17 protein-coding genes and 1 other RNA gene are annotated in these 15704 nt (G+C 67.1%); 5 read left to right on the top strand and 13 right to left on the bottom strand.

What is annotated here, in order from left to right; translation table 11 throughout:
• Positions 1 to 37 precede the first annotated feature (37 nt).
• The 8 genes from ssrA to DIZ26_RS28525 all read right to left on the bottom strand — a co-directional run bounded on the left by ssrA (position 38) and on the right by DIZ26_RS28525 (position 5574).
• Positions 38 to 417, bottom strand: a transfer-messenger RNA (tmRNA) gene (gene ssrA, locus DIZ26_RS28555).
• An 86-nt stretch (positions 418 to 503) separates the two neighbouring features.
• Positions 504 to 1064 (bottom strand): DUF1707 and DUF4870 domain-containing protein, encoded by a 561-nt coding sequence (locus DIZ26_RS28550; RefSeq protein WP_112246975.1) that lies wholly within the window; start codon positions 1062 to 1064, stop codon positions 504 to 506.
• 156 nt (positions 1065 to 1220) lie between these two features.
• Entirely contained in the window at positions 1221 to 1691 is a 471-nt protein-coding gene (gene smpB / locus DIZ26_RS28545; protein ID WP_112246973.1) for an SsrA-binding protein SmpB, read from the bottom strand.
• Positions 1692 to 1712: 21 nt separating this feature from the next.
• Positions 1713 to 3155: a M23 family metallopeptidase gene (locus tag DIZ26_RS28540; RefSeq protein WP_112246971.1), complete on the bottom strand. Its 1443-nt coding sequence runs from the start codon at positions 3153 to 3155 to the stop codon at positions 1713 to 1715.
• Positions 3156 to 3215: 60 nt separating this feature from the next.
• A complete protein-coding gene (gene ftsX, locus DIZ26_RS28535; protein WP_112246969.1) occupies positions 3216 to 4127 on the bottom strand; it encodes a permease-like cell division protein FtsX in 912 nt (303 codons plus the stop codon).
• Between the two features lie 54 nt (positions 4128 to 4181).
• A complete protein-coding gene (ftsE, locus tag DIZ26_RS28530; RefSeq protein WP_112246967.1) occupies positions 4182 to 4871 on the bottom strand; it encodes a cell division ATP-binding protein FtsE in 690 nt (229 codons plus the stop codon).
• A 186-nt stretch (positions 4872 to 5057) separates the two neighbouring features.
• Entirely contained in the window at positions 5058 to 5204 is a 147-nt protein-coding gene (locus DIZ26_RS37575) for a hypothetical protein (RefSeq protein WP_157979835.1), read from the bottom strand.
• Complete coding sequence (locus DIZ26_RS28525; protein WP_112247213.1) at positions 5197 to 5574, bottom strand: hypothetical protein; 378 nt, start codon at positions 5572 to 5574, stop codon at positions 5197 to 5199. Before DIZ26_RS28525 ends, DIZ26_RS37575 begins: the two co-directional genes overlap by 8 nt.
• 108 nt (positions 5575 to 5682) lie before the next feature.
• Here DIZ26_RS28525 and DIZ26_RS28520 point away from each other — a divergent pair, with 108 nt between their 5' ends.
• The 5 genes from DIZ26_RS28520 to DIZ26_RS28500 all read left to right on the top strand — a co-directional run bounded on the left by DIZ26_RS28520 (position 5683) and on the right by DIZ26_RS28500 (position 11307).
• The gene (locus DIZ26_RS28520; RefSeq protein ID WP_232828652.1) at positions 5683 to 6732 is read left to right on the top strand and encodes a carbohydrate kinase family protein; all 1050 of its coding nucleotides are present in this window, start codon (positions 5683 to 5685) and stop codon (positions 6730 to 6732) included.
• Between the two features lie 123 nt (positions 6733 to 6855).
• On the top strand, positions 6856 to 8142 hold the full coding sequence (locus DIZ26_RS28515) for an ABC transporter substrate-binding protein (RefSeq protein ID WP_112247209.1): 1287 nt from the start codon (positions 6856 to 6858) through the stop codon (positions 8140 to 8142).
• On the top strand, positions 8142 to 9083 hold the full coding sequence (locus tag DIZ26_RS28510) for a carbohydrate ABC transporter permease (RefSeq protein ID WP_198676317.1): 942 nt from the start codon (positions 8142 to 8144) through the stop codon (positions 9081 to 9083). Before DIZ26_RS28515 ends, DIZ26_RS28510 begins: the two co-directional genes overlap by 1 nt.
• A 1-nt stretch (position 9084) precedes the next feature.
• Entirely contained in the window at positions 9085 to 9933 is an 849-nt protein-coding gene (locus DIZ26_RS28505) for a carbohydrate ABC transporter permease (RefSeq protein WP_112246966.1), read from the top strand.
• Positions 9934 to 9957: 24 nt separating this feature from the next.
• Entirely contained in the window at positions 9958 to 11307 is a 1350-nt protein-coding gene (locus DIZ26_RS28500) for an FAD-binding oxidoreductase (protein WP_112246964.1), read from the top strand.
• Here DIZ26_RS28500 and DIZ26_RS28495 read toward each other — a convergent pair.
• The 5 genes from DIZ26_RS28495 to DIZ26_RS28475 form a co-directional block, all read right to left on the bottom strand.
• A complete protein-coding gene (locus tag DIZ26_RS28495) occupies positions 11298 to 12296 on the bottom strand; it encodes a TIGR03842 family LLM class F420-dependent oxidoreductase (protein WP_112246962.1) in 999 nt (332 codons plus the stop codon). The two genes, DIZ26_RS28500 and DIZ26_RS28495, sit on opposite strands and share 10 nt — an antisense overlap.
• A 15-nt stretch (positions 12297 to 12311) precedes the next feature.
• Positions 12312 to 13718, bottom strand: coding sequence for a dihydropyrimidinase (gene hydA, locus DIZ26_RS28490; protein WP_112246960.1), 1407 nt, complete (start codon positions 13716 to 13718; stop codon positions 12312 to 12314).
• Between the two features lie 84 nt (positions 13719 to 13802).
• The gene (locus tag DIZ26_RS28485; RefSeq protein ID WP_112246958.1) at positions 13803 to 14645 is read right to left on the bottom strand and encodes a nitrilase-related carbon-nitrogen hydrolase; all 843 of its coding nucleotides are present in this window, start codon (positions 14643 to 14645) and stop codon (positions 13803 to 13805) included.
• A 97-nt stretch (positions 14646 to 14742) separates the two neighbouring features.
• Positions 14743 to 15420 (bottom strand): PhzF family phenazine biosynthesis protein, encoded by a 678-nt coding sequence (locus tag DIZ26_RS28480; RefSeq protein ID WP_112247205.1) that lies wholly within the window; start codon positions 15418 to 15420, stop codon positions 14743 to 14745.
• Between the two features lie 9 nt (positions 15421 to 15429).
• Positions 15430 to 15615, bottom strand: coding sequence for a hypothetical protein (locus DIZ26_RS28475; protein ID WP_112246956.1), 186 nt, complete (start codon positions 15613 to 15615; stop codon positions 15430 to 15432).
• Positions 15616 to 15704 lie beyond the last annotated feature (89 nt).

The following is a 15704-nucleotide window of genomic DNA, read 5'->3' as shown; positions in this document are numbered from 1 at the left end:
TGGTTATTGACCAGGCACTTCTGTGTTCGACTCAAAGGGGTGGAGGTGGCGGGAATCGAACCCGCGTCCTTCAGCGTCGACCCAAGACTTCTCCGGGCGCAGTCTGTTAGTCGCTTTTCTCGGCTCCAGCGCTCCCACAGACAGGGTCGCTGACAAGCTCAGTCACTGTGAATGTCCCGCGTCAACCCCGTGACCGGGTTGACGAAGCAAGCTTCCTAGCTGAGGCCAGGAACCGGGTCGGAAGCTACCCCGGGCTGACCGACTTCATTGGCTCAGGCCGTCAGGCGGCGAGAGCGAAGTCACTGCGCGCGTTAGCGTTGGCAGTTATTGTTTTCCAGAGATCGTTTACGAGATAACCCTGGATCCTCGGCCCGCTTCTCTTGGAACGTACGTCCAAAGTCGAAACCGTTCACCCCCATGTTGAGTTGTCAAACACCTGCGGCTCACCGCAGGTCACCCACACTATCAACTCCAACAAGCGAACCGCACCTGGGATTCCCCGGTCAGCGGACGAGCCGCAGCGTGAACGGGTAGCGGAAGTCGGAGCCGAGCAGCGCCGCCAGGCCGCCGATACCGGTCAGCACGAACCAGACCAGGCCGACCAGCGGGAAGAGGAACCCGGTGAACCCTTGGGTCACCCCGGTGACGACCCCGAGCAGCGCGAAGGCCATCAGGGCGGTCAGCTGGAAGTTGAGCGCCTCGACCGCGTGCTTGCGGACGGCCGGGTTCTCCTTGCCGGCGGTGGCGACGATCAGCGCCGGGCCGACGAAGAAGGTGGGATAGCCGAGCCAGTGCGCGACCATCCCCATCCCCCGGCCCTGGCTGTCGCGTCGCTGCAGCGGTGCGGGGCGGGTGAAGGCGGCGGGCGCGTACGTCGGGACCGGGCGCGAGACCAGGCCGTTGAAGGTGCCGTTCAGCTCGGCGCGGGTCCGGGACTTCAACGCCAGTTCGAGCCTGGTGTCGAACTCGCCGTGATCCAGCCGGCCGTCGGCGTACATCTCTTGCAGAATCTCGACCGCGCGGTCCCGTTGGGCCGGCGTCACCAGCAGGTCTGAAGTGGACATGCACCCACTCTCCCGCCGCGAGACCGCTCACCCCATCGGGTGCAGCCCGGACCAACCCCTGAGCGGACCCCAGCTCAAACAAACAAAAGGGAAGGAAGGAAAGCGCTGTGGCTGTAGGCAGTGGCGCCGCAGGCGGTGGGTGGTGAGGAAGGTGGGTTAGCGGCGGCTGCGGTCTGACAGGGCTCGTTGGGCTTCGCGGCTGGCTTGGCGTTCGGCCAGGGCGTGGCGTTTGTCGTAGTCCTTCTTGCCCCGGCCGGTGGCGAGTTCGACCTTCGCGTAGCCGTCCTTGAAGTACAGCGACAGCGGGATCAGTGAGACACCCTGCTGCTCGACCGCCTTGATCAGCTTCTCGAGCTCGTCCTTGTGCAGCAGCAGCTTGCGGGTCCGCCGCGGCTCGTGGTTGGTCCAGGTGCCGTGCGTGTACTCCGGGATGTGCATCCCCTGCAGCCACAGCTCGCGACCGCGGACGGCGGCGAACGCGTCGACGAGGGAGGCCCGGCCCAGCCGCAGGGACTTCACCTCGGTCCCGGTCAGCACGAGCCCGGCCTCCACCACGTCGTCGATGTGGTAGTCGTGTCGCGCCTTACGATTCTGCGCGATCGGTTTGTGGCCGGTCTGTTTCACCATCCGACCAGTATCTCAGAACTCCTACAACCACTTCATCGGGTTAACCACCTGGCCGTCCTGGTAGACCATGAAGTGCAGGTGACAGCCGGTCGAGTAACCGGTGGTGCCGACGTAGCCGATCACCTGGCCCTTCGAGACGTGCTGGCCGACCCGTACCTTGTACCGGGACAGGTGGTTGTAGACGGTGGTGATCGAAGAGCCCCGGATGATGCCGTTGGACAGGAACAACCGGTTGCCGTAGCCACCGTTGTAGTAACGGTCGGTGACCACTCCGCTCGCGGCAGCATGGATCGGCGTACCGCAGCCGGCGCCGAAGTCCGTGCCGTCGTGCAGCTTCCAGACGTGCAGGATCGGGTGGAAGCGCATCCCGTACGGCGAAGTGATGTACGTGTCGATCGGGAAGCTCAGGCCCGACGAGCTGCCCGGGTCGTCCGGGATGTTCCGCGGCGGCCGGTGCTCCTTCTTCGCCTTCGCCCGCTCGGCCGCCTCGCGCGCCGCCTTGCGACGGGCAGCTGCCGCCTTCTCGGCACGAGCCCGCGCGATCAGGATCTGCTCGACCCGGGTCCGTTCACTGACCAGCGCGTTGTACTGCGCGAGCTCGGTGTTCTTCTCCTTCTCGGCGGCCTGTTGCGCGGTCAGCCTGGTCGCCGCGACCTTGGCCGCCTCGGCCTTGTCCGCGGCCACCTGCAGCGTGAGCGCGGTGACCTCCTTGACGGTCTTGGCCGCCTCGGCACGCTGGGCGGCAACCGCCTGCTCGGCCGCCTGCACCTTGACCCGCTTGTTCGCCAGCTGCGCCTGCGCGTTGTTCAGGTTGGTGATCGCGTTGCCCTGGATGCCGAACACGTTGCGCTGGACCTGCATGCCAGTAGCCAGGTCGGCCGGCGAGGCACCCCGCAGTACGATGCTCAGCCCTACGAGGCTGTTCTGCTGCTGGTACGCCGAGCGGACCGCGCGGCCGGCGACCGCTTTCTTTGCATCGAGCAACTGCTCGCCCGCGGTGACCTCGTCCATCGCCGTCTGGAGCGCCAGTTCGGCCGCCTTGAGCTTGCCGGCGGCAACGAGATCGGCGGCCTTCGCGGCGGCCAGTTTCCCCTGCGCCGCGGCGTACTTGACCTGCACGGCCTGGTACTGCGCCTCGGCCTGGGTGTACGCGGCAACGGACTTGGCCAGCTGGTCGGAGGCCTCGTTCAGCTCGCCGCGCTGGGTCTGGATCTGCGAGTCGAGCTGTTTCTTCTTCGCGGCGGGGTCCGGCGGGTCTGCCTGGGCAGCCGGGACCGCCGCCAGAACTCCGGCGGACAGGGACAGGACAACGCAGCAAGCGGCGACGACCGTCTGCCGGCCGGGCGGGCCACCCAGGCGTCGCCTGAGGAACCGTCCGTCCGGTACGGCGGTGGTGCCGATGCTGTCGTCTCGCTTGATGCTCCCCCGCTTGCGCGGGTTCGCACCGGGGAAGTGCGGGACCACAGTCGACCCCTTGCTATGGGTGCTGGTGACTTACTTGTCACCGACCATAGGTCAAGAAGGTCAGACTTTGAGGTATTTCCGCGTTGTCAGGAATGTCGGGACCACCGCGAGCACCAGACCGACGACCACCATGATCAGGGTCGCCTGGAAGGTCTCGGACGCTCCCACCCACTGCCAGACCCGGAACGTCTCCTGGGCCCGCTGCATGACGACGAAGTACACGCCGACCCAGAGGGTGCCGCAGGCAAGGACCGCGCCGATCAGGGCGGCCAGCACCGCCTCCAGCAGGAACGGCAACTGGATGTAGAAGTTCGAGGCGCCCACCAGGCGCATGATGCCGATCTCCCGCCGTCGCGCGTACGCCGCCAGGCGGATCGTGTTCGAGATCTGCATCAGTGCGGCGATCAGCAGCAACCCGGCCGCGATCAGCGCGCCGAACTGCAATCCGTTCAGCGCCTTGAAGAGTGGATCCAGATACTGTCTGAGGTCCTGGACGGTGTCGACGCCGGGCAGACCCGACACGGCGCTGACCAGGTTCTGGTAGCGCTGGGGATCCTTCAGCTTGACCCGGAAGGACTCCTGCATCTGGTCCTCGGTGACCGTGCTGACGATCGGCGAGTCCTTGTAGAGCTTCTTGAACTGGTCGAAGGCTTCCTTCTTGGTCTCCCCGAAGACGCCCTCCGGCGCGGTGTCCGGGCTGGACTCGATCACCTGCTTGATCCGGTTCTTCTGCTCCGTGGTCACCTCGGTGCCCGAGCAGCCGCGGCCGCCGGAGTCCTTGGTGCAGAGGAAGACCGAGATCTGGATCTTGTCGTACCAGTTGCCCTTCATCAGGTCGACCTGCTCGCGGGCGAGCAACGCACTGCCGAACAGCGACAGCGACACCCAGATGGTGACGACGACCGCGATCGTCATCGACAGGTTCCGCTTCAGCCCGATACCGAGGTCGGCGAGGATGTAGTTCAAGCGCATAACAGTTGAGTCCGTAACGTCGTAGGTCGTCGGGATACCAGGGATGCAGCTGCCCTAGTGCTGGTAGCCGTAGACGCCGCGCGACTCGTCGCGGACGACATGACCGTTCTCCAGCTCGATCACGCGCTTGCGCATCTGGTCCACGATCGACACGTCGTGAGTGGCCATCACCACGGTGGTGCCGGTCCGGTTGATCCGGTCCAGCAGCTTCATGATGCCGATCGAGGTGCCGGGGTCGAGGTTTCCGGTCGGCTCGTCGGCGATCAGGATCATCGGCCGGTTCACGAACGCGCGGGCGATCGCCACCCGCTGCTGCTCACCGCCGGACAGCTCGTCCGGCATCCGGTCCTCCTTGCCGTCCAGGCCGACCAGCTCCAGCACCTCGGGCACGGTCTTGCGGATGTGCTGGCGCGGCTTGCCGATCACCTGCAGCGCGAACGCCACGTTCTCGGCGACGGTCTTGTTCGGCAGCAGCCGGAAGTCCTGGAAGACGGTGCCGATCTGGCGGCGCATCTGCGGGATGCGCCAGCTCGCGAGCCGGTTCAGGTCCTTGCCGGCCACCATGATGTGGCCCTTGGAGGTCCGGTGCTCGCGCAGTACGAGGCGCAGGAACGTCGACTTGCCGGACCCCGACGTACCGACCAGGAAGACGAACTCGCCTTTCTCGATCTCGACGTCGACGTTCAGCAGGGCAGCCTTGGACTGACCTTCGTACGTCTTGGAAACATTCTCGAAGCGGATCACGGGATTGTCCGGCCGTGGTCGGGAACAGGGAGCAGCGTAGTGGTCACCACGAGGGCACCGTACGCCACCGGAGCGGCCGTCGATCAGTGTAGGTGCTCCACGGCGTGCCGCCCGACTCGGTGGCAGCGAGCGTACGCAGTACGGACAGGAGGCGGTACGGCGTACGTGCTAAGCGCTACGGTGCGGTCAGCCGGGGGTCGGCTCGGGCCGGGCGGTGGCGATGCGGGCGAGGCCGGGCTCGGGCTTGCGGCCGGCCTTGCGGGCCGCCTCGACGTGCAACCGGGCCAGCTCGACGGCTTGCCGGGAGACCTTGACGGTCTTCTTCTCACTCATCGGCGCCTCCCTCGACAATCTCGGTGTTCGCGTCCGCGATCTCAGCGTACGCGGCCGGGCCGACGCGGTCGATCGCAACGGCCGCGGTCAGCGCGGCGACGAGGTCGTAGTCCTCGGGCTGTAACAGTTCCGATCGCATCAGTGAGCGCAGCGTCACCACGCCGGCATCCGTGCCGGCCTCCTCCCCCTCGAGGATCTGCTCGACCGCCCAGCGCACCATCCGCATCGTCTCCTCGCGGTGCCGCCAGGTGTCCAGCTCGCGATCGGACTTGCGGGTCAGGTACGACCCCAGCGCGACGCCACCGAGGGCCAGCACCGGGCTCAGCGCGGCCATCACCACGCCCACCACCGAGATCCAGGTCGGAATCACCAACACACCTCAGAACTCACTGTCGTCCTCCCAAATCCGTGGTGATGAACGGCTGATGATGCTACGAAGGACAGCACATCACCAGCCACCGACAAGGAGCAGCCGACGATGATGGACGAGCCGGACTGCTACGACGTGTTCGTGCAGGGCACCGTGTTTCTCGACATCGTGCTGACCGGTCTGGAGTCCGCCCCGACCACCGGAACCGAGATCTTCGCCGAGGGAATGGGTTCGTGTCCCGGCGGCGTCGCCAACTTCGCCATCGCCGCCAGCCGGCTCGGCCTGCGCAGCGGGCTGGCCGCGGTCTTCGGCGACGACGTGTACGCCGACTTCTGCTGGCGCACGCTGGCCGACCAGGAAAAGGTCGACCTGTCGCACTCGCGGCGGATCGGCCACTGGCACTCCCCGGTCACCGTGTCGATGTCGATCGACCGCGACCGCGCGATGGTCACCCACGCCCACGAGGCGCCGGGCGACCCGAGCAAGCTGGTCGGGCCGGGGCTGCGGACGAAGTCGGCGATCGTCCCGGTCGCCGAGGAACTGCCGAGCTGGACGGCGGAGGCGCGCGAGTCCGGCGCACTGCTGTTCGGCGACGTCGGCTGGGACCCGACCGACGCATGGTCGCCCGCGGTGCTCGACGTCCTGGAGGGCTTCCACGCCTTCACGCCGAACGCGGGCGAGGCGATGGCCTACACCCGGACCGACACCCCGAAGGCCGCGCTGCACAAACTTGCCGACCGGGTGCCGCTCGCCGTCGTAACGAACGGCGCCGACGGCGTACTGGCGATCGACTCCACGACCGGCGAGGAGGAGCAGGTGCCGGCGCTGCCGGTGCGGTCGTACGACCCGACCGGCGCGGGCGACGTCTTCCTGGCGTCTCTGGTGCTCGGCACGCTTCGCGGCTGGCCGCTCGCCCACCGGCTCGCCTTCGGGAACCTGTGCGCGGGCCTGTCGGTCCAGCACTTCGGCGGCTCGCTGGCGGCACCGGGCTGGGGCGACATCATCGACTGGGTCCGCGACCACAGCCGGCACCGCCCCGGCGGCGTCGACCCCGAGATCCTGCGCCACTACACCTTCATCGGCGACGTCCTCCCGGCCGGCCCGGTCCCGATCGTCCGCCGGGCCGGCGCCACCATCGCCCGCCTCTCCGACGCCTGAGACACCGCCGGCGTGCGTCCGTTTCCACGGGGTGGAAATGGGGACCGGGAAGCCCTCTTCGGTCGTAGGGTCGGGGAGGGCGCGCGGTGGTCGGGCCGCGCCGGAGGAGTGGAGGTCGGCGAGATGTCGGGTGCTGAGGGCAACGGGTTCGGTCGGCGGCGGTTCCTGGCCGTGGGTGGTGGGCTGGCCGCGCTGGCGGTGACCGGCTGCGGGTCGAACACAGGCCGCGCGTCGTCGGGCAGTTCGAGCGGCGGCAAACCCACGCTGTCGCAGTGGTACCACCAGTACGGCGAGCCCGGGACCCAGCAGGCCGTCCAGCGGTACGCCAAGGAGTATCCCGACGCGACGGTGACCGTGCAGTGGTCACCGGGCGACTACGACAAGAAGACCGCCTCGGCCCTGCTGACCGACGGTGGCCCGGACGTCTTCGAGTACGGCAACGGCCCGAGCATCGACATGATCAAGGGCGGCCAGGTGGTCGATCTGACGGACCTGCTCGGCGACGCGAAGAGCGACTTCACTCCGTCGCTGATCGCCCGGATGAGCTATCAGGGCAAGCTGTACGGGATCCCGCAGGTCACCGACATGCAGCTGCTGGTCTACCGCAAGAGCGTGCTCTCGGCGGCGGGTGTCCAGCCGCCGCAGACGGTCGACGAGTTGCTGGCGGCGGCCAAGAAGCTCACCACCGCCAAGATGAAGGGCCTGTTCGTCGGCAACGACGGCGGCGTCGGAATCCTCGGTGGGCCGGCCCTGTGGTCGGCAGGGCTCGACTACCTGAAGGACGACAACACGTTCGGCTTCGACGACCCGGCCGCGGTCGAGTCGCTCCGCAAGCTGCGCGAGCTGTTCACCTCGAAGTCCTTGCTGCTCGGCGCACCGACTGACTGGTCCGACCCGTCGGCGTTCACCCAGGGTCTGACCGCGATGCAGTTCACCGGCCTGTGGACATTCCCGCAGATCCAGAAGGCGCTCGGCGACGACTTCGGCGTACTGCCGTGGCCCAAGCTCAACGCGAGCACCGGTGCGCCCAGCGTCCCGGTCGGCGCCTACGCGTCCAGCGTCAGCGCGAAGTCGAAGAACGTCGACGCGGCGAAGAAGTTCGTCAAATGGCTGTGGGTCGATCAGACCGACAAGCAGCTCGACTGGGCCCAGTCGTACGGCTTCCACATCCCGGCCCGCAAGAGCCTGATCGAGAAGGCCGACAAGCTCAAGTCCGGTCCGGCCGCCGACGCCGCGAGGTTCGTCAACGAGAACGGGCACGCGCAGACCCCGCTGCTGTGGACCCCGAAATCCGGTACGGCGTACTCCGACGCGCTCAACCGGATCATCAAGAACGGCTCCGACCCGGCCACCGAGATCAAGGCCGTGAAGGCGGTCGTCGAGGCCGAGCTCAAGCGCATCGCGGGCTGATGTCGGTCTCCGCGCCGGCCCGGGGACCGATCACCACCAGGTTGCGGGGCCGCTACGACCGCAACCTGTGGTTCGCCGTCTTCGTCGGCCCGTTCGTGCTCGGCCTGCTGGTGTTCGTCTACATCCCGATCGTCTGGTCGGTGGTGCTGAGCTTCTTCGACGCGCACAACACCGTCACGCCGAGCAAGTTCGTTGGCCTGAGCAACTATCTGGACATGATCCGGGACGCGTCGTTCCGGTCCAGCCTGGCCACCTTCGTCCTGTTCGCGCTGTTCATCGTGCCGACCACCTTCGTGGTGTCGCTCGGCCTGGCCCTGCTGATCAACCGGGCCCGGTTCGCCCGGACCTTCTTCCGCTCGGTCTACTTCCTGCCGACCGCCTGCTCGTACGTCGTGGCGTCGCTGGTGTGGAAGTTGTCGATCTTCTCCGGTGTCCGCTTCGGCCTGATGAACACCGTGCTCGGCTGGTTCGGGATCGAGCCGATCGCGTGGCTCTCGGTCACCCAGCCCCCGTGGTACTGGCTGGTGATCGTGACCGCGCGGATGTGGTTGCAGGCGGGCTTCTACATGATCTTGTTCCTGGCCGGCCTGCAACGGATCTCGCCGTCGCTGTACGAAGCCGCCGCGATCGACGGCGCCGGCGGCTGGAAGGTGCTCCGCTTCATCACGCTCCCCCAGCTGCGAGCCACCTCCACCGCAGTACTGCTGCTCTTGCTGATCAACGCGTTCCAGGCGTTCGACGAGTTCTACAATCTGCTGTCCAGCTCGGGCCAATACCCGCCGTATGCGCGTCCCCCGCTGGTCTACCTGTACTACGCGGCGCTCGGCCAGGGTCAGGACTTCGGGCACGGCAGCGCCGGCGCCGTGATCCTGACGCTGCTGATCGCCCTCGTCGCGCTCGGCCAGAACCGCGTGCTCGGACTCGGCCGGAGGGAGGACTGAGATGGCGAATATCCAGCGCTCGGGAGCCGACAAAGCCGGCTCGGCCATCCGGTACGTCGTACTCGGGATCGGCGCGATCTTCTTCCTGCTGCCGTTCTATCTGCTGCTGCGCAACGGGTTGTCGACCGAGGCCGACATCACCTCGCCGACGTGGAAGCTGTTCCCGTCGACGTTGCACTGGAGCAACATCAGCGACCTGTTCAACGACCCGGCCGTGCCGATGGCACGCAGCCTGGTCAACTCGCTGGTGATCGCCGTGGTGCAAACCGTCGGCGTGCTCGTCATCTCCGGGCTCGCGGGCTACGGGCTGGCCAGAATCCCTTTCAGGTATGCGAATGCGGTGTTCTACTTCATCGTCGCCACTCTGCTGATCCCGGCGGCCGTGACGTTCGTCCCGAGCTTCGTGCTGGTGTCCTCGCTCGGCTGGGTGAGCACGCTGCGCGGCCTGATCGTTCCAGGTTTGTTCCAGGCGTTCGCGACGTTCCTGTTCCGCCAGTACTTCCTCAACTTCCCGCGTGAACTGGAAGAAGCCGCCCAGCTCGACGGGACGGCGTACTGGGGAACGTTCTGGCGGATCGTGGTGCCGAACTCGGCCGGCTTCATCGCCGCGATCGGCACGATCACCTTCATCGGCTCGTGGAACGCCTTCCTCTGGCCGCTGGTGATCGCGCCGGACCAGAACTCCTGGACCGTGCAGATCGCGCTGTCCACCTTCCTCACCGCACAGACGATCAACCTGCCGCAGCTCTTCATCGCGGCCAGTATCGCGATCCTGCCGCTGGTGGTGATGTTCGTCTTCCTGCAGCGCTGGATCGTCGAAGGGGTGGAGCGCTCCGGCATCAGCGAATGACCCCATGCCTGGACAGACTGAGGCATGATCGACGAACTCCGTTCCACCATTACCGGTCCGGTCCTGACGCGCGGTGACGAAGGCTTCACCGAAGAGGTTGCCGCGCACAACACGATCGCCGCCCACACGCCTGAGATCGCCGTCGGCGCCAGCTCGGAGAGCGACGTCGCCGCGGCTGTCCGGGTCGCGGCGAAGCACGCAGTACCGGTGCGCGTCCTTGGCACCGGCCACGGCACCACCGCTTCGACAGCGGTCACCGACGGCATTCTCATCACCACGTCCCGTCTCAACGAACTCAGCATCGATCCCGAGAGCCGGATCGCGCACATCGGCGCCGGCTGCGCCTGGGCCGAGGTCATCGCGGCCGCGGCCGAACATGGTCTGGCCCCGATCGCCGGCGCCTCCGACACCGTCGGAACCATCGGCTACACCCTCGGCGGCGGCCTCGGCCCGCTTGCCCGGACCTACGGCTTCTCCTCCGACTGGGCGCGCGGCTTCCGGCTCGTCACCGCTTCAGGCGAACTGATCTCGGCGAACGCGACCGAGAACCCGGACCTGTTCTGGGCCCTCCGTGGCGGCAAGGGCGGCTTCGGTGTCGTCACCTCGATGGAGTTCGAACTCGTCCCGCTCACCACCCTGTACGGCGGTTCGCTGTTCTTCGACGCCGAGCACATCGCGCCCGTCCTGAACGCGTGGATCGACTGGACCAAAACGGCACCGGAGTCGGCTTCGAGCTCGGTGGCGATCCTGCGACTGCCACCGCTCGAGTTCATCCCCGAGCCGTTGCGTGGCAAGACGCTGCTGAACCTGCGCTACGCCTTCGTCGGCGACTCCGCCGAGGGCGAGCAGGTGCTCCAGCCGCTCCGCGACCTGGCGCCGCGGCTGATCGATGGAGTCGCCGAGATGCCGGCGGCGAACATCGCCCAGATCCACAACGACCCGCGAGACCCCGGCCCGGGCTGGGTGCGCGCCCTGCTGCTGGACGAGCTCGACGGCGATTTCACCAAGACGCTGCTCAGTGCGGTCGGGCCTGAGCAGCAGGTGCCGATCATCGTGACCGAGCTGCGGCATCTCGGCGGGGCGACGGCGCGCGATGTCCCGGAAGGCAGCGCGGTCGGCGGGCGCACGGCGGCGTACAGCCTGTCTTTCGTCGGCGTACCGGACCCGAACCTGTTCAGCACGGTCCTGCCCCCGCTCGTCGACGGCATCGTCGCCCAGCTCGGGCCCTGGGTCTCGGCCGACAACAACATCAACTTCGCCGGCGGCCTCGAACTCGCCAACTCCTACGAGACCAGCTGGCCGGCCGAAACTTTCGCCCGACTGGCCGAGGTCCGCGCCACCTACGACCCGGACGGTTTGTTCGTCTACCCCTGAAGCGCCGGGATGACATCCTTGCCGTAGGCGGTGAGGGTGTCGTCCTTGGCGTCGTGCTGGAGGTAGAGAGCGAACTGGTCGACGCCGATCGACCGCAGCTCTTCCAGGCGGGCCAGGTGGTTCTCGACCGGGCCGAGGATGCAGAAGCGGTCGACGACGTCGTCGGGAACGAAGTCGGCATGGGTGTTTCCGGCCCGTCCGTGTTCGGCGTAGTCGTAGCCCTTGCGGCCGGCGATGTAGTCGGTCAGCGCCGTCGGCACCTGACCGGAGGCGCCGTACCGCTCGACGATGTCGGCGACATGGTTCCCGACCATGCCGCCGAACCATCGGGTCTGGTCGCGTTGGTGGGCGAGATCGTCACCCACGTACGCCGGTGCCGCCACGCAGAACGTGATCGCTTCGGGATCGCGGCCAGCCTGCTCGGCAGAGCGTCGTACGGCGGCGATCATCCAGGCGGCGATGTCGGGGTCGGCCAACTGCAGGATGTACCCGTCGCCGACCTCACCGGTTGCGGCGAGCGCCTTCGGCCCGTACGCCGCGACCCAGACCTCGAGGCGGCCGTTCTCGACCCAGGCGAACTTCAACTGCTGCCCGCGGTACGTCACCGTCTCGCCGCGCGCCAGCGAACGGACGACCTCGACGCACTGCTTCATCTCCTCGACGGTCCCCGGCTGCGCGCCAAGGGTCCGCAACGCCGAGTCGCCGCGACCGATCCCGCAGACCGTGCGATTGCCGAACATCTCGTTCAGCGTCGCGAACTGGGACGCGATCACGGTCCAGTCGCGGGTGCCGGGGTTCGTCACCATCGGGCCGACGATCACTCGCTCGGTGGCCGCCAGGATCTGGCTGTAGATGACGAACGGCTCCTGCCAGAGCAGGTGCGAGTCGAACGTCCAGACGTGGCTGAAACCGGCCTCCTCGGCTTTGACCGCGAGCTCCACCACCGCCGACGCGGGCGGATCGCACTGGAACACCACTCCGAAGTCCACCGGCTTGTCCCCTCGTCAGACCAGGTACGACGACAGCCCGCGGCGCAGGTATCGTCCGTGCCCCTTGCGGCCATGGTAGTTGCCATCAGCCACTATCACGCTGCCGCGCGAGATCACCTTGTCCACCCGGCCGGAGATCTCGAACCCTTCGTACGCCGAATGGTCCATGTTCATGTGATGCGTCTCCGCACTGATCCGGGTCGTGCCGTTCGGGTCGTAGACGACCAGATCGGCATCCGAACCGGGCTGGATCACACCCTTCTGCGGATAGAGCCCGAACATCCGGGCCGGCGTCGTCGCGATCGTCTCGACCCAGCGCTCCAGCGAGAGTTGTCCGTCGACCACGCCTTGGTAGATCAGGTCGACCCGGTGCTCGACGCCGCCGATACCGTTGGGGATCTTGGAGAAGTCGCCGCGGCCGAGCTCTTTCTGGTCCTTCATGCAGAACGGGCAGTGGTCGGTCGACACGATCGCCAGATCGTTGCTCCGCAAGCCTTTCCACAGATCCTTCGCGTGCGGCTCGTGCTTGCTCCGCAACGGCGTCGAGCAGACCCACTTCGCGCCCTCGAAACCAGGCGCGCCGAGCTGGTCCTCCAGGGTCAGATACAGGTACTGCGGGCAGGTCTCCGCGAACACGTTGCGACCGTTGTCCCGGGCAACGGCCACGTGCTCCAGCGCCTGACTCGCCGAGAGATGGACGATGTACAGCGGACAGTCGCGCGCCACCTCGGCGAGCGAGATCGCGCGGTTGGTCGCCTCGGCCTCCAGCGCGGCCGGCCGGGTGATCCCGTGGTAGATCGGATCCGTCTCGCCCCGCGCTAGCGCCTGCTGCACGAGCACGTCGATGGCGATCCCGTTCTCCGCGTGCATCATGATCATCGCGCCGTTCTCCCGCGCGGTCTGCATCGCGCGCAGGATCTGGCCGTCGTCGGAGTAGAACACCCCGGGGTAGGCCATGAACAGCTTGAAACTGGTGATGCCCTCGTCGGCGACCAACTGGTCCATCGCCTTGAGCGCGTCGTCGTCCACGCCGCCGAGAATCATGTGGAACGCATAGTCGATGTGACAGTTGCCGTCGGCCTTCGCGTGCCAGGCGGCCAGCCCGTCCTGCACCACTTCGCCGGTCCGCTGCACGGCGAAGTCGATGATCGTGGTCGTGCCGCCCCACGCCGCCGCGCGCGTCCCGGTCTCGAACGTGTCGCTGGCCGCCGTACCGCCGAAGGGCAACTCCATGTGGGTGTGCGCGTCGATGCCACCCGGGATCACATATTTGCCGGTGGCATCGATCAGCTCGTCCGCCTGCACGGTCTGGCTGTACGCCGGATCCAGTACTGCGACGATCTTCTCGCCCTCCACCAGGACGTCGGCCGGCTGCGTCCCGGTCGCCCCCACGACGATTCCACCCTTGACCAGCAACGACATCCTCCACGCTCCTCATCTCTAGACATTGCGTCCGAACAAACGTGGGTCCTGACCCTCACTTCTTCGGACGTCAGCGATCGTGGGTCAGGGTTTGGTGAGGTCGCCGTAGGCGTCGGGGCGGCGGTCGCGGTAGAACTGCCAGCGGTCCCGGACGGTGTCGAGCAGGCCGAGATCGAGGTCGCGGACGATCAGTTCGGGGTCGTGGTCGTGCCCGACGTCACCGACGAACTTGCCTTCGGGGTCGACGAAGTACGACGTACCGTAGAAGTCGTTGTCGCCGAACTCGTCCTCGATGCCGACCCGGTTGATCGCGCCGATGAAGTACTCGTTGGCAACGGCCGACGCGGGCTGCTCGAGCTTCCACAGGTACGAGCTCAGGCCGCGGCTGGTGGCGGAGGGGTTGAAGACGATCTTGGCGCCGGCCAAGCCGAGGGCGCGCCAGCCTTCGGGGAAGTGCCGGTCGTAGCAGATGTAGACGCCGATCCGGCCGACCGCGGTGTCGAAGACGGGATAGCCGAGGTTGCCCGGGCGGAAGTAGAACTTCTCCCAGAACCCGTTCACCTGCGGGATGTGGTTCTTCCGGTACTTGCCGAGGTACTTGCCGTCGGCATCGATCACCGCCGCGGTGTTGTAGAGCACGCCGGGCTGCTCCTGCTCGTACACCGGGAGCACCATCACCATTCCGAGCTCGGCGGCCAGCGCCTGGAAGCGCTCGGTCGTCGGGCCGGGCACGGACTCGGCGTACTCGTAGAACTTGGGGTCTTGGAGTTGGCAGAAGTAAGGTCCGTAGAACAACTCCTGGAAGCAGATCACCTTCGCGCCGGCCGCCGCGGCCTGGCGCGCATAGTCCTCGTGCGCCTTCGTCATGGACTCCTGGTCGCCGGTCCACTTCGTCTGCACCAGCGCCGCTCGCACAACCTCCGCCACAGCAACCTCCCACGTAGCCGAGCCCCCATGCTCTATCCGCAGGCTTCCCCAGTCAACGATTCTCAGGAGAACGACTGCGCTGGACGCGCGAGAGATGTCAGACAGAGATGGTGCGCGGGGGCGCTGCGCTGACCCGGCCGCCCACCGTGACCGCGGTCGGGGAGATGACTGTTGTGTGGAGTTCCGAGCCGGCGCCTTGGGTGATGTGGAGCGGGCGGCCGAGGCGGGCGGTCAGTTGGGTCGCGGCGGAGCCGGTGGCCTCGTCTTCCGGGACGCCCATGGCGGGGGCGAACATGCGGGCGCGGATGGTGCCGTCCGTTTCGGAGATCCAGGACCACAGGTAGGAGTGGTCGTCCGAGTAGTCACCCGGGTCGGCAGCAAGGACCGCGTCCGGAGTGGGCAGCTCGTACCAGGTGAAGGTGCTGCCCCACGAAGGGTCGGCCTGGACCGAGGTGATGTCACCTGAGCGAGAGACGAGTACCTCACCGGCGGGCACCCGTAGTACGGGAGTGTCATAGCCCTGGGAGTGCAGCCACCAGGCAACGCCGACGGTGGGATGACCGGCGAACGGCATCTCGGCGGTGGCGCTGAAGATCTGCAGCCGACCGCTCGCGGGATCGTCGACGAAGACGGTCTCGCTGTAGCCGAGCGCTGCGGCGACTCGAAGGCGGGCCTGCGTGGGGACCAGGGTGCCGTCGACGATGCCGAGCGGGTTGCCGAAGTCGCCGGAGGGGTCGACGAACACCCGTACGACGTGAACGTCGACGGTGGTCACCACAGGAGGTCAGAGAACGAGGATCGCGGCGATGACAGCGATCAGGACGACGACGCCGCCGACGATCGCCAGCGTGCGGCCGTTGAGCTTGGGCTCCTCGGTCGCCTCGGTCGTTCCCTCGTTCACGAAGGCGCGGAACATCTGCGTGCTCGCACCCGGGTCCTGCTCGTTCTCTGTGAGGTTCTGGTCAGCCATGCCGCAGACCCTACCCGGGCGGACGGACCGCCAGCACCGACCAACCCTCGTTCTGACCGGACTCTTACGCGCTGTCCGACTACCGTTCA

The sequence above is a fragment of the Kribbella monticola genome (assembly GCF_003261635.1).
In the GTDB taxonomy this organism is placed as follows: Bacteria; Actinomycetota; Actinomycetes; order Propionibacteriales; family Kribbellaceae; genus Kribbella; species Kribbella monticola.
This window is presented reverse-complemented; position numbering and strand designations above follow the sequence as displayed.